General features: G+C 56.8%; 18 protein-coding genes. 8 read left to right on the plus strand and 10 right to left on the minus strand.

Features of this window, described 5'->3' with window-relative positions; translation table 11 throughout:
- Positions 1–7: 7 nt before the first annotated feature.
- Positions 8–706, minus strand: a complete 699-nt coding sequence (locus K3757_RS01285; protein ID WP_259998554.1) for a DUF599 domain-containing protein — start codon at positions 704–706, stop codon at positions 8–10.
- A gap of 298 nt (positions 707–1,004) precedes the next feature.
- On the opposite strand from K3757_RS01285, the gene K3757_RS01290 reads away from it, so the two are divergent.
- From K3757_RS01290 to K3757_RS01315, 6 genes are all read left to right on the plus strand, one after another.
- On the plus strand, positions 1,005–2,453 hold the full coding sequence (locus tag K3757_RS01290; RefSeq protein ID WP_259998556.1) for an FAD-linked oxidase C-terminal domain-containing protein: 1,449 nt from the start codon (positions 1,005–1,007) through the stop codon (positions 2,451–2,453).
- A gap of 57 nt (positions 2,454–2,510) precedes the next feature.
- Positions 2,511–3,593, plus strand: a complete 1,083-nt coding sequence (locus tag K3757_RS01295) for an FAD-binding protein (protein ID WP_259998558.1) — start codon at positions 2,511–2,513, stop codon at positions 3,591–3,593.
- Entirely contained in the window at positions 3,590–3,955 is a 366-nt protein-coding gene (locus K3757_RS01300; protein WP_259998560.1) for a hypothetical protein, read from the plus strand. The genes K3757_RS01295 and K3757_RS01300 overlap by 4 nt, the downstream gene beginning before the upstream one ends.
- 9 nt (positions 3,956–3,964) lie before the next feature.
- A complete protein-coding gene (glcF, locus tag K3757_RS01305) occupies positions 3,965–5,356 on the plus strand; it encodes a glycolate oxidase subunit GlcF (protein WP_259998562.1) in 1,392 nt (463 codons plus the stop codon).
- Between the two features lie 91 nt (positions 5,357–5,447).
- Entirely contained in the window at positions 5,448–6,245 is a 798-nt protein-coding gene (locus tag K3757_RS01310; RefSeq protein WP_259998564.1) for a serine protease, read from the plus strand.
- Between the two features lie 148 nt (positions 6,246–6,393).
- A complete protein-coding gene (locus tag K3757_RS01315) occupies positions 6,394–6,864 on the plus strand; it encodes an Hsp20 family protein (protein ID WP_259998566.1) in 471 nt (156 codons plus the stop codon).
- Positions 6,865–6,922: 58 nt separating this feature from the next.
- Here K3757_RS01315 and K3757_RS01320 read toward each other — a convergent pair whose 3' ends face one another.
- Positions 6,923–7,195, minus strand: a complete 273-nt coding sequence (locus tag K3757_RS01320) for a hypothetical protein (RefSeq protein ID WP_259998568.1) — start codon at positions 7,193–7,195, stop codon at positions 6,923–6,925.
- 134 nt (positions 7,196–7,329) lie between these two features.
- Positions 7,330–8,475, minus strand: coding sequence for an alpha-D-ribose 1-methylphosphonate 5-triphosphate diphosphatase (locus K3757_RS01325; RefSeq protein ID WP_259998570.1), 1,146 nt, complete (start codon positions 8,473–8,475; stop codon positions 7,330–7,332).
- Between the two features lie 50 nt (positions 8,476–8,525).
- On the opposite strand from K3757_RS01325, the gene K3757_RS01330 reads away from it, so the two are divergent.
- Positions 8,526–9,200, plus strand: a complete 675-nt coding sequence (locus K3757_RS01330) for a DUF1045 domain-containing protein (RefSeq protein WP_259998572.1) — start codon at positions 8,526–8,528, stop codon at positions 9,198–9,200.
- Here the strand turns inward: K3757_RS01330 and phnN are convergent.
- The 7 genes from phnN to phnG are packed head-to-tail and all read right to left on the minus strand — an operon-like array spanning position 9,182 to position 14,160.
- A complete protein-coding gene (phnN, locus tag K3757_RS01335; RefSeq protein ID WP_259998574.1) occupies positions 9,182–9,724 on the minus strand; it encodes a phosphonate metabolism protein/1,5-bisphosphokinase (PRPP-forming) PhnN in 543 nt (180 codons plus the stop codon). The two genes, K3757_RS01330 and phnN, sit on opposite strands and share 19 nt — an antisense overlap.
- The gene (gene phnL / locus K3757_RS01340) at positions 9,721–10,404 is read right to left on the minus strand and encodes a phosphonate C-P lyase system protein PhnL (RefSeq protein ID WP_259998576.1); all 684 of its coding nucleotides are present in this window, start codon (positions 10,402–10,404) and stop codon (positions 9,721–9,723) included. Before phnL ends, phnN begins: the two co-directional genes overlap by 4 nt.
- Before the next feature lie 4 nt (positions 10,405–10,408).
- Positions 10,409–11,179, minus strand: a complete 771-nt coding sequence (phnK, locus tag K3757_RS01345) for a phosphonate C-P lyase system protein PhnK (RefSeq protein ID WP_259998578.1) — start codon at positions 11,177–11,179, stop codon at positions 10,409–10,411.
- Positions 11,176–12,045, minus strand: a complete 870-nt coding sequence (locus K3757_RS01350) for an alpha-D-ribose 1-methylphosphonate 5-phosphate C-P-lyase PhnJ (protein WP_259998580.1) — start codon at positions 12,043–12,045, stop codon at positions 11,176–11,178. The genes phnK and K3757_RS01350 overlap by 4 nt, the downstream gene beginning before the upstream one ends.
- A complete protein-coding gene (locus tag K3757_RS01355) occupies positions 12,042–13,145 on the minus strand; it encodes a carbon-phosphorus lyase complex subunit PhnI (protein WP_259998582.1) in 1,104 nt (367 codons plus the stop codon). Before K3757_RS01355 ends, K3757_RS01350 begins: the two co-directional genes overlap by 4 nt.
- Positions 13,145–13,705 carry a phosphonate C-P lyase system protein PhnH gene (gene phnH / locus K3757_RS01360; protein WP_259998584.1) on the minus strand — a complete coding sequence of 187 codons (561 nt, stop codon included), beginning with the start codon at positions 13,703–13,705 and terminating at the stop codon, positions 13,145–13,147. Before phnH ends, K3757_RS01355 begins: the two co-directional genes overlap by 1 nt.
- Positions 13,705–14,160, minus strand: coding sequence for a phosphonate C-P lyase system protein PhnG (phnG, locus tag K3757_RS01365; RefSeq protein WP_259998586.1), 456 nt, complete (start codon positions 14,158–14,160; stop codon positions 13,705–13,707). Before phnG ends, phnH begins: the two co-directional genes overlap by 1 nt.
- A gap of 93 nt (positions 14,161–14,253) precedes the next feature.
- Here phnG and phnF point away from each other — a divergent pair, with 93 nt between their 5' ends.
- Positions 14,254–14,967, plus strand: coding sequence for a phosphonate metabolism transcriptional regulator PhnF (gene phnF, locus K3757_RS01370; RefSeq protein WP_259998588.1), 714 nt, complete (start codon positions 14,254–14,256; stop codon positions 14,965–14,967).
- Positions 14,968–15,038 lie beyond the last annotated feature (71 nt).

The raw sequence follows: 15,038 nt of genomic DNA on the forward strand, positions 1-15,038 counted from the left end.
TAGGCGTTCAACCGTCTGTTTCCAAGAGCACCTGACGAGACTGTGAAGCGAATTCCCGCCGCCAAATGACAAGAAATGTAACAATCGCCGCTGCGATCAGAAATTCCGGTCCAGCCAACCACGCGACAGTCGCCAAACCAAAGTAAACGGCCCGTAGTCCGCGATTGAATCCCCGCGCTGCGGCGATGTTCAATTCTGCCGCTTTGCGCGCAAAAGATACCGATGTCGGGTCACTAGATCCATTCGGGGTGGCCCCCATCATGACCGAACAATAGCCAAAAAGGCGGTTGGACCAGACGAACTTCAGGAAGGCGTTGGTCAGAAAGCCGACGATCACGAGAAGTTTCAATTCCCAGACGATCGCTGGAATGTTCTCTTCGGTGAGGTCCTCGGCAACACCTGCTACTTGTTCGGCGTTGCCGATCAGCGCCAGCGCTCCGCCAATGGCAATGACGCAGGTCGACGCGAAGAAGGCCGTGCTTTGGCGCAAGGACCCTATGGTTTGAGCGTCAAAAATGCGGACGTCGCGCCGCGTCATCTGGGTCATCCACTGTCGGCGGTAGTCGGCCATGATGCTTGACGTGGAGGGCCGCTTTACACTGGAATGCTCTACCCACCAGCCAATGCCTATCCACAAGACAAGCAGAACAAGAACGGCGGCAGCATCCAAGGCAGACAGAACTGAAGGCATGAAAGATGTGAACATAATCGCTTTTAGGCGGCGGCGTTCGGCAATGCCAGCACGGATTGCGATTGCGATATAGTGCCTGAGAAGGCGCTATGCATTTCCGGCGTAAGCTCTTTTACGGGATCTACATTTCTCATGGCTATGACAGATTGTTAGCCGCCGTGTCCCCGCGATTTCTCTTGGGCGGGAATCAGGCACAATCTGGCGGGCGCGCAGCATGGAAGGGAAGATGCTTGTGTTAATCATAAATTGGTAATATTATTTTACCAAATTTGCGTACCAATAGATAAATTCTTGTACCAACGGAGTGTCAGCTATGGAAATGCCTGTTCCGAACCCTGCTGTGTTGTCGCGCAAAGCGCGGGTCGTTGAGCGGTTAAGCGCGGTTCTGCCCGCTGACGCTGTTATCCACGATGAACGAGAAACGCGCGCCTATGAATGTGATGCATTAACGGCATACCGCTGCGCTCCTATGGTTGCTGTTCTTCCGTCCAATACCGAACAGGTCTCGGCCGTGCTGCGCATCTGCCATGAAGAAGGTGTGCCAGTGGTCCCGCGCGGATCGGGTACATCTTTGGCCGGTGGTGCGCTTCCGACTGCGGATTGCGTGATCCTGGGCGTGGCGCGCATGAATGATGTGATTGAAACCGACTATGAAAATCGTTTCATCCGCGTGCAAACAGGCCGCACCAACCTCAGCGTGACTGGCGCGGTGGAAGAAGAAGGTTTCTTTTACGCACCAGACCCTTCAAGCCAGCTTGCCTGCGCGATTGCCGGTAACATCGCCATGAACTCCGGCGGTGCGCATTGCCTCAAGTACGGCGTAACCACCAACAACCTGATGGGTGTAAAGATGGTCCTGATGGATGGCGAGATTGTCGATATCGGCGGCGCCTATCTGGATGCAGGCGGGCTGGATCTACTGGGCGTGATCTGCGGCTCCGAAGGGCAGTTGGGCGTTGTGACTGAGGCGACGTTGCGCATCCTTCATAAACCCGAAGGCGCGCGCCCCGTTCTGATGGGATTTGACGACAACGAAGTAGCCGGTGAATGTGTCTCTGACATCATCAAAGCGGGTGTGCTGCCTGTCGCGATCGAATTCATGGACCGCCCCTGCATTGAGGCAACTGAAGCTTTTGCAAAAGCCGGCTATCCCATGTGTGAGGCGCTGTTGATCGTGGAGGTGGAAGGATCAGACGCCGAGATAGACCACCAACTGGACCTCATCATGGATATAGCGCGCCGTCACAATCCCGTTGAACTGCGTCAAAGCAAGTCTCCTGAAGAGAGTGCCGCGATCTGGCTTGGTCGCAAAAGCGCCTTTGGCGCTATGGGGCAGATCAATGATTATATGTGTCTGGATGGCACGATCCCTGTTTCAAGCCTGCCGCACGTGCTGCGCCGTATTGGCGAAATGTCGAAAGAGTATGGGCTGAAGGTGGGAAATGTGTTCCACGCAGGTGACGGCAATATGCACCCCCTGATCCTGTTTGATGCCAATAAGCCCGGTGATCTTGAGCTCTGCGAAGCATTCGGTGCCGATATCCTCAAACTTTGTGTCGAAGTGGGTGGCTGCCTGACAGGGGAGCATGGCGTCGGGATTGAAAAGCGTGATTTGATGCATGTGCAATATGCGCCTGCTGATCTTGAAGCGCAGATGGCAGTGAAGGATGTGTTTGATCCGCAATGGCTGCTGAATCCAGCGAAAGTATTCCCGCTTGATGCGTCTGATACGCGCCGACAGATGGCTGTGGCTGCGGAATAGTAAACAAACTTGGAAGGTCCGCCTTCTAAGCCCTTCGAGATATTTGAGGCGCAACATATGTACACTCCTTCTACCGAGGCTGAGCTGGCCGAGATCATTCGCGATGCAGATGGCCCTTTAGCTGTACGTGGCGGCGGCACCCGAGGGATAGATGCTACCGGTGCGCCCCTGAGCACATCGAACCTGTCAGGGATTACCTTGTATGAACCAGGTGCGATGACTGTGGTTGCACAGGCAGGGACGCCCGTATCCAAGATCGAGGAAAAACTTGCCGCCGAGAACCAGCGACTTGCGTTCGAGCCGATGGACCACCGGACGCTGTTGGGCAAGACGGGAGAGCCTACAATAGGCGGCGTCATGGCTGCGAACATTAGTGGCCCGCGCCGCATCTCTGTCGGGGCTGCGCGGGATTTTCTGCTTGGCGTGCGGTATGTGGACGGCATGGGCAGCATCGTTAAAAACGGTGGCCGTGTGATGAAAAATGTCACTGGCTACGATCTGGTGAAACTCATGGCTGGGGCGCACGGCACATTGGGTGTTCTGACCGAGGTGTCGTTCAAGGTGCTTCCCTGCCCCGAGACAGAGGCAACACTGGTCCTGCACGGGCTTGACGAAACATCTGCGATCTCTGCTTTGGCCAAAGCGCTGGGCAGCCCGTTCGAGGTGTCTGCCGCCGGGCACGACCCCGCTGAGCAGCAGACATTGCTGCGCGTGGAGGGCTTTGAGGATTCTGTGCGTTACCGCATCGGCGCGCTTCAAAAATTGCTGGGTGGTGAAAGCACTATTGAGCAGGAAAGCAAGGCGCGTTGGGCCGCATGGCGCGATGTTGCCGGATTTTCCAACGCGACTGAAGACATCTGGCGGGTTTCATGTAAGCCATCTGATGCGCCGGCGCTCGCCGCCAGATCCGGTGCTACAGCGGTGCGGTATGACTGGGCTGGCGGCCTGATCTGGATGCGTGCGCCAACCGGCCATGCCTTGCGCGCGGCATTGGGCAGATATGAAGGTCATGCAACGCTGATCCGTGGCGAGGGGCAGGCGATGTTCGAACCTGAAACCCCTGGAGTTGGCCGGATTAACGCGGGTTTGCGCGCGCGGTTCGATCCGCGCGGTATCCTGAACAAGGGGTTGATGGGATGAGTCTGCTTATTCTGTTTTTGATCGTTTTCGTCGGAGGGCCGTTGGCATTTCGTGCGCTAACGCCGGGGCGGACCTCTGCTGCTGCCTTTAGACGGTTGGCTTTCTTTACAGCGGTCTGCGCTGCGACCGGCCTGACCCTGCGCTATGGCTTTGCCGATCTTTGGGGGCAAAACTTGTTGGTAACGGGCGCGGGTATCGCGTTTATCTGGGGTGGCTGGATCGGTGTGCTGGCCTACGGCGCCCAAGCCCTGCGGCGGATGGAGCCAGGTATCCGCATGCGGCGCTGGACAGGTGTAATGGGTTCTGTTGGTACAACAGTTCCGTGGTTTGGGCTGGCCAGCGCCAGCCTGCTTGCCAGTTAAGGGGATAACATGCAGACGACATTCACCGATGACCAGCTTAAGGACCCCGGTACCAGACGTGCGAACGAGATATTGCGCGCTTGCGTCCATTGCGGTTTTTGCACGGCAACCTGTCCGACGTATCAGGTGCTTGGGGATGAGCTTGATAGTCCGAGAGGGCGCATTTACCTGATCAAGGACATGCTTGAGAACGAGCGTGTGCCCGACGCAAAGACCGTCAAACATATTGACCGCTGCCTCAGCTGTCTGGCCTGTATGACAACCTGCCCTTCTGGTGTGCATTATATGCATTTGGTGGATCACGCACGTGACTATATTGAGCAGCGCTACAAGCGCCCCTTTAGTGACCGCGCCCTGCGCTGGGTACTGGCGCGCATCCTGCCTTATCCAATGCGGTTCCGTGTGGCGCTTTTGGGCGCCAAAATAGGGCGGCCTTTTGCGCGTTTCATGCCGGACGCCCGCTTGCGGGCTATGCTGGAAATGGCACCTAAGCATATCCCGCCAGTCAGCCGGAATGACGACCCCCAAACATTCGCGCCTGCTGCACCGAAACGTATGCGCGTTGCGCTGATGACAGGATGTGCGCAAAAGGCCCTGAATACGGATATTAATGATGCCACCATCCGGCTGCTGACCCGCTTGGGCGCAGAAGTGGTCGTCGCCGAAGGTGCGGGCTGCTGCGGGGCATTGACCCACCATATGGGCAAAACCAGCGAAAGCCACGAAACCGCTGCCAAGAACATCCGTGCGTGGACACGCGAGATGGATGCAGGCGGGTTGGATGCAATTGTGATTAACACGTCGGGCTGCGGCACCACGGTCAAAGACTATGGCCACATGTTCCGCAACGATCCGCTAGCGGCAGACGCAGAACGGGTTGCCGCAATTGCGCGCGATGTCTCCGAAGTTCTGGTCGAGCTGACGGGCACAGATGCCGAGGGTCGCGCCTGGCAACCGGCGCGCGAGTGGATTGCTGGGACCGATGCTGCACCCCGCACGGGCCGCTCGGTTGAAGGAATGGTTGTAGCCTATCATGCAGCATGTTCGTTGCAGCACGGCCAACAGATCAAAACGCATCCAAAAACTCTGCTGAAAAAGGCCGGTTTCACCGTTGTAGAGCCTTCGGACCCGCATCTATGTTGTGGCTCCGCGGGTACCTATAACCTGATGCAGCCAGAGATCTCTGCCCAGTTAAAAGAGCGTAAAGTCAAAACATTAGAGGCGAAAAACCCTGATATCATTGCAGCGGGGAATATCGGCTGCATGATGCAGATCGGCTCAGCGTCGAAAACCCCCATCGTTCACTCCGTCGAACTGCTTGATTGGGCATGGGGTGGCCCAAAGCCGCCGGCGCTTGATCGTGACGTTACGGAAAGAGACAGCATCCCCCGTTTGCGCTGATATAATTGCCCAACTTTCGCCTTAAGTAATCGGTAGATGAAAGAGGCTGAGGCACTTATCGGGGGATTTGGTTTTGCATCGCTGGCTGGCTATGATTGTTTTTGGACTGTTGCTCGCCTCTGGTGCAGCGGCCCAGGATTCACGTCTTAAACGCCTTGATAACGGTGATGATGCCAAAGCTTGGGAAGCCGTTGGCCGTTTGGATATTGATGGCAAGGGATTTTGCACGGGTACGTTGATCGCGCCAAGGCTGGTGCTGACGGCGGCCCATTGCATGTACAAAAGCGATACGGGTGAGCGTATCGATAGTGGGCACATCGAATTTTTGGCAGGTTGGCGCAATGGACGTGCGGATGCCTACCGTGATGTGTCGCGCGTGGTCGTCCATCCTGACTATGTCTACACTGAAACCCTGTCGTCCGAACGTGTGCGCAACGATCTGGCTCTGCTGGAGCTTGAGCAACCTATCCGCAATGCTTCGATCAGACCGTTCAAAACGGCCGCCCGCCCGCGGACAGGGGATAGTGTTGGCGTTGTCAGCTACGCGCTGGACCGCTCCGAAGCACCCTCTTTGCAAGAAGTCTGCGCGGTTCTGGCCCGACAGGACGGGGTTCTTGTGACCTCATGTTCCGTTGATTTCGGTTCAAGCGGCGCGCCAATTTTTATCGTCGAGGATGGTGAGGCACATATTGTCTCCGTCGTTTCTGCAAAGGCCGAAGTGCACGGGGATCAAGTTTCGCTCGGGACTGCGTTAGGTCAACCATTGGCTGAATTGCGCGCAGAACTGGTTGCAGGCCGTGCTGTTTACCTTGGCGCAAAACCAGGTGAACGGCGCGTTCGCGTGGGTGACGACAGGGCGAATACCGGCGCAAAATTCGTGCGCCCCTAAGGGGCAAGCCGCCCCTTGAAACCTCGAAAACCAATGCCCACATTTGTCGGGTCAGGATGCCTATACAGGGTTCTGGCGCCTACAAATGCGGGCCTGTCCAATGATGGAAGGCTCGGTACGACAATCGCTCACTTATGAGGATGAACATATGCGTAATTTTGATTTTGCACCACTTTACCGCTCCACGGTCGGATTTGACCAGATCGCCAACCTGATGGACCGCGTGCTAACTGCCGAGACAACCCAGCCTAGCTATCCACCTTACAACATCGAAAAGCTTGAGGATGACGCCTACCGTATTTCCATTGCGGTGGCAGGCTTCTCCGAAGCTGATCTAAGCGTTGAGGTGCGTGAGAAGTCGCTGATCGTTTCTGCCCGCAAAGCAGACGATGAAGACGGCAAGACGTACCTGCACCGTGGTATTGCAACGCGCGCTTTTGAGCGTCGATTCCATCTGGCTGACCATGTCGTGGTGACCGGAGCTACCCATACTGACGGTATGCTTCACATCGAACTGGAGCTTCAGGTTCCTGATGCGTTGAAGCCGCGCCAGATCCAGATTGCGTCTAACCCGCGCGCGATCGGTAAGGATGTCGTGGACACAGCTGCCGTCAATTAATTAACGGCTACTGGATGTTTGAAAGGTCCGGCGCATTTCAGCGTCGGACCTTTTTTGCTTATACTTCTGGCATGTTTTCCGATCTCATTGACTGAGACAGGAAGCCTAGGCTTTCCATTTTTAGGTCTTTAACGACGGCTTCACGGCCAATAGCGTACCACCGCTCGCTGACATCAACTCCAGTAGATTGACCGACAGCTTTGGTGGGCCACGTGAGTGGGGTTATTGGCGTGTCGGGCGCGTTATGCCGCACCGGACGTGGTGCTGCGATACGTTGATGTGGCTCATGGTCGGGGTTGATGATGGCGATGAATGCGCTGATATGTTTCATGATGCCGCTCAGGAAATGCGGTCCCTGTTTCACCAAGCGAATTCTACCGATCATACTTCGATTGGGCGGTCACAATCCAACTTGTCCAAGTCGGTCTTGTCATCATCTGATTGCACGATCAAATTCGCGCAACCTTAGGATACCCGTGTGCCGCCGCACCATGTTTCTTTAAGAACAGGTGTTCCATCAAGTGTCGCAAACCGGATCAAGTCAGCGCGCTGCCCTTCCTGCAAGGAACCGCGATCGGTCAGCCCGACCACCTTTGCAGGCTGTGAGGTCACAGTCGCAATGCCGCGTGGCAGATCATCCCAAAGATCACCCAGTTGAACAGCCGCCATCAGCAATCCGGCCGGTACATAATCGGACGACAGGATATCCAGCCGATCAAGATCGGCCAATTCGGCAGCGGCCACATTGCCTGAATGTGATCCGCCGCGAATAAGATTTGGGGCCCCCATGATTGTAGCGATGCCATGCGCATGGCAGGCATCGGCGGCGGCGACCGTGGTTGGGAACTCCGCTATTGTGACGCCATATGCCTGGCTGGCTATGACTTGTTCAGGCGTGGTGTCATCATGGCTCGCTAAAGCAGCGCCCAGATGCTTGGCGGCTTCAACCGTTGCGGCCTCATGTCTGGTTCCGAATTTCGCCTGAAGGCCATACAGGAAATCGACGTAATCAAGGTACTCTTGATCGCCAAACGTGTATTTGCCGCGCACATAGGTTTCGAACTTCGACAGGTCCGAGAATTGCCGCTGGCCCGGTGTGTGGTCCATCATAGAGACGATGCCGATCCGGTCCTTTGGCGTGAACTCTGCAAATTCGTCCACCAACGTCTCCGAACAGATTTCGGCGCGCAAGTGAATGTGGTGGCTGATCCGCAGCAGGCCAGCCGCGCGCATGCCAAGGATTTCATCCGCCATGCGTCGTGCATATTTTCCGTACCGTTTGCTGGTTCCCGATACGATAGAACCGACGCGGATCGCATCAAAAACGGTTGTGATACCTGTGCCTGCAAGCTCGCGGTCATGGGCCAAAATTGCGGCGCGGTAGGGCCAGTCTACCTTCGGACGCGGAGACAGATGACGCTCCAGATTGTCTGTATGTAGCTCCACCAGACCCGGGGCAAGGAAATCACCGCCCAGATCGACAGCACCCTTGGGCACGTGGCTTCCGTGATCAACTCGGGTAATTATGCCGTCTTTGATTGCCAATAACCCGCGTACGACTTCATCGTTCAGTATCAGGCTCGCGTTGGCGAATATCGTCTGTTCTGTCATATCAGTGTCACGCAAGTTTGGCAGAGTGGACGCTCTGCGAAGGAAAATAGATGTTTGAACGCTACGCAATTTTTTATACCCCAACCGGTGAATTGGCGGACTTCGGTGCCGCTTGGCTGGGGTGGGATGGTGCGCTGGGCTGCGTGATGCCGCACCTTGATATCAAAGATATCGATGTGGCCACGTTGACGCGAACACCGCGCAAATACGGATTGCATGGCACGTTGAAAGCACCATTCCGTCTGGATCAAGACATTGATCAATCCCAATTGGAAAGCGCTGCTGCCGCGTTTGCGATGTGCCACAAGGCATTTGTCATCGGGGAGCTGGAGCTGCGGCACGAAAACGGTTTTGTCGCTTTGCGTCCTGTCGGGCAAACATCCAAGCTGCAAGATTTGGCTGCCGAGGCGGTAAAGGAATTTGATCTGTATCGCGCTCCGCTCAGCGATGCCGACATCGCGCGCCGCCGGAAATCGCGGCTGAGCGCACGACAAGACCAGCAACTGCTCGACTGGGGCTACCCCTTCGTCTTTGATGACTTTCATTTTCATCTCACGCTTACCGGCCGTGTGTCTGCGGATCAGGCGAACAAGGTTATTTCCGCCTTGAAGCCGCGGCTTGACCCCGTTGTACCCGTGCCATTTGACATCGATGCGATCACGCTGATGGGGCAGGATGAAAGCGGGATGTTTCATCAGATCCATCGCTACACCCTCACCGGATAAAGGTGAGCCAATATAACCTGTACTGTTTGATCAATCGCACCGCTATTGTCGATCACACGGGCTGAGATGCCGTCAGGCAGTGCCGTTGACGCGCGAGCCAGCCTGCTTCCTATTTGCGCTACAGTCTCCCTACCGCGGGACGCGAGGCGCGCGGCAAGGATGTCAGAGCTTGCCGTAAGATTGATCACCTCAAAACTGGCAAAGCGATCTTTAGCATTGGTCAGGGCCGCGCGAGAAAGGTTCGCTAGAACATCCTTTCCGTCATGCAGGTGTGCCTCGACCGAGGCTGGTATCGCGTAGTGCAGTCCGTGCGCCGACCAACTGACCGCAAATTCACCCGAAGCAGAGCGCGCGCGAAACTCTGATTGCGTGACCTCTTCAAAGTATTCTCCGCCCAGCGCACTGGCCCGCGTGATCACACGGCGCGCGAGAACGATGCGCGGGTCGGCGGCGGCTAAGGCCTCCATGACGCTGTCCTTGCCAACCCCTGACGGGCCGACGACCGCAATGAAACGGCCATTCATGATGCCAGACCCGGTGTGAAGCCTGTGACGTCCAACTGCCGGTCGCAGATTTCGTCCCGTGCGGCGTGGTCGTGGAATATCCCGATGATTGCAGCGCCCCGCGCTTTTGCTTCGCCGATCATGGCAAGCACGGTCGCGCGGTTTGCCGGGTCAAGGCTGGCTGTTGGTTCATCCAACAGCAACGCAGGATAGGGGTAGGCAAAACCGCGCGCGATGTTGACCCGCTGCTGTTCTCCACCCGAAAATGTGGTTGGGCTGAGGGACCACAGCCGCTCCGGTATGTTGAGCCGTGCAAGCAGGGCTTGGGCCTTGGCGGTTGCCTCTGTACGATTTGCCCCAGTGGCCAGCAGTGGCTCTGCGACCACATCAAGTGTAGAAACGCGCGGCACCACCCGCAAGAACTGGCTGACATAGCCCAATGTGTGACGACGCAACTGAATGATCTTTCGGGGCGCGGCTGTAGCGACGTCTATGTCTCCGATCAGGATGTTACCTGACGCCGTCAGGTAGTTCCCGTAGATCATCCGCATCAGGGTCGATTTGCCCGCTCCTGACGCGCCCACCAGCGCGACACACTCTCCTGCTGCGACATTCAGGGAAGCATTCTGCATCACCGAAATTTCAGCGGCACCCTGATTGTGCAGGGTGAATGACTTGGATACGTTTTCTATCGTTATCATGGGATCAAACCTGCAAAACAGAAGAAACAAGAAGCTGGGTATAGGCGTGCTGCGGATCGTCCAGCACCTGATCCGTCAGGCCGGTTTCGATCACATGCCCACCTTTCATCACCATCAATCGGTCAGCAAGCAGGCGCACAACGGCCAGATCATGGGTCACGATGATGGCGCTCAGGTTCATCTCCCGGACAAGGCCGCGCAAGAGGTCCAGCAACCGCGCCTGAACAGAAACATCAAGGCCGCCAGTTGGCTCATCCATGAACACCAGCCGCGGCCCAGTCACAAGATTGCGTGCGATTTGTAGTCGTTGCTGCATTCCGCCCGAAAACGCTGTGGGGCGGTCATCTATCCGATCCTCCGTGATCTCCACCCGTCCCAGCCAGTCAATCGCTGAGGCGCGAATATCACCGTAGTGCCGCGCGTTGACCGCCATGAGCCGTTCACCGACATTGCCGCCTGCGCTGACATTCATGCGCAGACCGTCGCGGGCGTGCTGATGGACAAACGCCCAATCCGTGCGGCTTAGCATCCGCCGCTCAGGCTCACTCATTGTTACGGTATCCCGCAACCCGCCCGCGCGGGTATCAAAGCGCACAGCGCCGCGATCCGGCGTCAGATGCCCTGCCAGACAATTGAGGAGCGTGGATTTACCCGAGCCGCTTTCCCCTACGATCCCCATCACTTCACCGGGATAAAGGTCAAACGACACATCGGTGCAGCCAATCCGCGTCCCGTATTTTTTCGCGATATTCTCAACCTGCAAAAGCGGAGTCATGCTGCATCCTCCGCAAATGGAACGCCTTGCGTGCCGGTATGACCCTGCTTGCGCCGCGTGCTGCAATAATCCGTGTCAGAGCACATAAACATGCGCCCGCCCGTGTCATCCACGATTAACTCGTCCAGATAGCTGTCATCAGCGCCGCATAGATCGCAGGCATGATCGGCCTTGGTTGGCTGGAACGGGTAGTCCTCGAAATCAAGGCTGACAACCTGAGTGTAGGGCGGGATCGCATAGATGCGCTGTTCGCGCCCTGCACCGAACAGTTGGATGCCAGCCATCTCAAGCTTGGGGTTGTCGAACTTCGGGATCGGGGAAGGGTCCATCACATACCGCCCTTCAACCTTAACAGGATAGGCATAGGCCGTGGCGATGTCGCCGTGCTGGCTGATGTCTTCGTATAGTTTGACGTGCATCAGGCCGTATTCCTCCAGACTGTGCATCTTGCGGGTCTCAATCTCTGACGGCTCTAGAAAACGTAGCGGCTCGGGGATAGGCACCTGGTAGACTAAAATCTGGTCTGGCCGCAGGTCTTGTTCCGGGATGCGGTGACGGGTCTGGATGATGCTGGCCTCGGCTGTTGCTTCGGTGACTGCCACACCAGCCGTTTTCTGGAAAAAGCGCCTGATAGAGACTGCATTTGTGGTGTCATCCGCCCCTTGATCAATGACTTTGAACGTATCATCCGGCGTCAGCACGGCGGCTGACACCTGCACGCCACCGGTGCCCCAACCGTAAGGCATCGGCATTTCGCGGCTGGCGAAAGGCACCTGATAACCGGGAATCGCAAGCCCTTTGAGAATCGCACGGCGGATCATCCGTTTGGTCTGTTCGTCCAGATATGCGAAGTTATACGCGCTCATTGCATCGCCCCTTCTTTGACTTTGACGGATGCGTTTGCATCTTGTGCCTCGCGGCGCAGCTTGCGGATCAGCTCCAGTTCTGACTGGAAATCGACATAGTGAGGCAGCTTGATATGCTCCAGAAATCCCGTCGCCTGAATGTTGTCGGAATGGTAGAGAACGAATTCCTCATCCTGCGCAGGCGCGCCCAAGTTGTCTTCGCCCAGCTCTTTCCAGCGCAGGGCGCGGTCTACCAAAGCCATCGAAATTGCCTTGCGTTCGGTCATGCCAAAGACCAATCCATAGCCGCGTGTAAATTGCGGTGGCTCCGATCTGGAGCCTTTGAACTGGTTGACTGTCTCACATTCGGTGACGGTGATTTCCCCGATGTCGATCGCAAAGCCAAGCTCGGGGATGTCCATCTCAACGGCAACCGTGCCGATCCGCAGCTCTGCCACAAAAGCATGGTTGCGGGCATAGCCCCGTTGAGTTGAGTAGGCCATGCCAAGGATGAACCCTTCATCTCCGCGTGTCAGCGACTGAAGACGTAAGGCACGACTTGCGGGCAGTTCCAGCGGCGTTCGTGTCAGGTCGGGCGGTGTTTGTGCGCCCTCTGGTTCGCTTTGGATCAGATTTTCCCGGTCGAGAAATGACATGATGTGTGGCGTTGCGGCTTGCGTCGGTTCGGCGTGAGGCACTTCGGCTGCTTCACCATCGGCAGCCAGTTTGAAGTCCAGCAGGCGGTGGCTGTAGTCGAATGTCGGCCCCAGAACTTGTCCCCCAGGGGCATCCTTGAAGGTGGCAGAGACGCGCCTGTCACAAGCCATGCTTTCAGTCTCGACCGGAGTTGATCCACCAAAACGGGGCAGGGTGGTGCGATAGGCGCGGATCAGAAAGATCGCTTCGATCAGGTCGCCGCGTGCCTGTTTGATCGCCAACGCGGCAAGATCGGGATCGTATAGTGACCCTTCGGCCATCACGCGATTAACTGCCAATGTCATCTGTTCGCGAATCTGCGCCACGCTTAATTCCCGCACGGCGGTATCGCCGCGTCGTTCCTCGGCTAGCCATGCGTGCGCGTTATCAATGGCGCGTTCGCCACCTTTTACTGCAACATACATCAGGACACCTTGGTGCTACGCGGCAACGCGGCAAGGCGCGCGCCACTGGTGAATATAAAGTCCAGTCCCAGCGGGAACAGGCGTGCGTTTTCCTGAAAGGCATCTGCCTCCGGCAAAGACAGTTCTGCTTGATCCTTGATCCCCGGTCCGCGCAGCACCGCGCCGGAGTTCGTCAATTGATTCAACTCGATAATCAGCGTGGCGGAGCGGTCAGGGTATTCTGACGTGCCACGCGAAAAGCTGGCCACCGGCAAGGTGTTCCAAGTGCCGATTGCAAATGCAGCGTCTCGCGGATCGACAAGGGGTGCGCCGGTGTGAAATGTGATCCAGTTGCGTATTTCAGCCGTGTTATGGCTGTTGGCCAGAAATACAGGGGTTTCAGGGTCCCACAAAGTCAGGATGAGAGCTCCTGCGGCAATCGAAAGTGGGGCGGGCGGCTGCGCGCCGGTAACGTCAAGAATGTCACCGGGCCGCGCCATAGCGGTCATCACTGCGCGGAATGCATGGGCTGCATCGACGGGTTTATCGGCAAAACCGCCCTCAAGGATAGGGGTATGCATCAGTCTTCTCCTCGCACCATGGTAAAGAAATCAACTTTTGTCGTCGCTGCCTTGGCAGCGCGGGCTTCTTTGCGCGCAGCCATCGCTGTGCGCAAAGGTGTCAGAAGGCCAGCTTCAACAGCCTCCGCTGCGCCGGTTTGCAGCAGGGCATCTGCAAGGGCGGCGCATAGCGCATGCTCTTTGCTACGGCCTTGTACATAGCCATGGCCAACAGTTCCGTCGGCCAATTTCACCGACGCGCGCGTGACAGTCATTTCACCCAGATTAAAGGCAGCACCCACCGCGCCCGCACGGCCACGCACCATGACGCCGCCAATCTCTGGTGCGCGCAGGACGGTATGGTCGGACTTTACCGGCAGCGCTGCCCAAAGCCGCGTAACGTCATCCGCAGGAGATTTTGCCAACAGACCCAGCCAGTCTTTGCGCGCTGCGTTTGGATCGCTCATGATATTCATCTAGACACCTTTCGGAGTTGTCTATACAACTAGACAAATCATAACGGTGGTGCAGATCACTGCCAATCCCCCGAAGTGTGAAGATTTAGTGACATGACCCCGCGCACACCAATTTGGAAAGCAATCGCTGCCTCGATCCGGCACGACATCGCCGAAGGGATTTATGGAGCGGGTGATAAGTTGCCGACCGAGGCAGCCCTTGCGCAAAGATTTGGCGTCAACCGCCATACAGTGCGCCACGCCATTGCCGCGCTCGCCGAAGAGAGCCTTGTCCATTCCCGGCGCGGGGCGGGCGTTTTTGTCGCCACCACACCTACTGACTATCCAATCGGGCGTCGGGTCAGGTTCCACCAGAATTTGCGCGCAGCGGGGCGTTCCCCGGCAAAAAAGGTGCTGTTGCTGGAAACCCGCACGGCTTCTGCCAGTGAAGCGGAAGCCCTTCAATTGCCCTACGGTGCGCAGGTCCATGTCTATGAGGGGCTGTCATTGGCCGAAGGACGCCCCATTGCCCTTTTTCGCAGCGCATTTCCAGCAACACGTTGCACAGGAATTCTGGAACACCTTGGTAACAACCCATCGGTGACCGAGGCGCTGGCGAAATGCGGGGTGCACGACTACACCCGTGCCTCAACGCGCGTGAATGCCAAGCTGGCCACAGCAACACAGGCCTTGCATCTGCAAATAGCCGAGCATGCGCCGATCCTTCGGACGATTGGCGTTAACATAGAGCCAGATGGCACACCGATCGAAGTTGGCCGAACATGGTTTGCAGGAGACAAGGTGACGCTTACTTTGTCCGACACCTAGGATTTCACAAAGCTTGTCTAGAAGGCAGCTGAGGCTTTTCCGATCACAACGGATCAGCCGATTGCTGCTGC

This window comes from Sulfitobacter sp. S223 (assembly GCF_025143825.1).
Classification (GTDB): Bacteria; Pseudomonadota; Alphaproteobacteria; order Rhodobacterales; family Rhodobacteraceae; genus Sulfitobacter.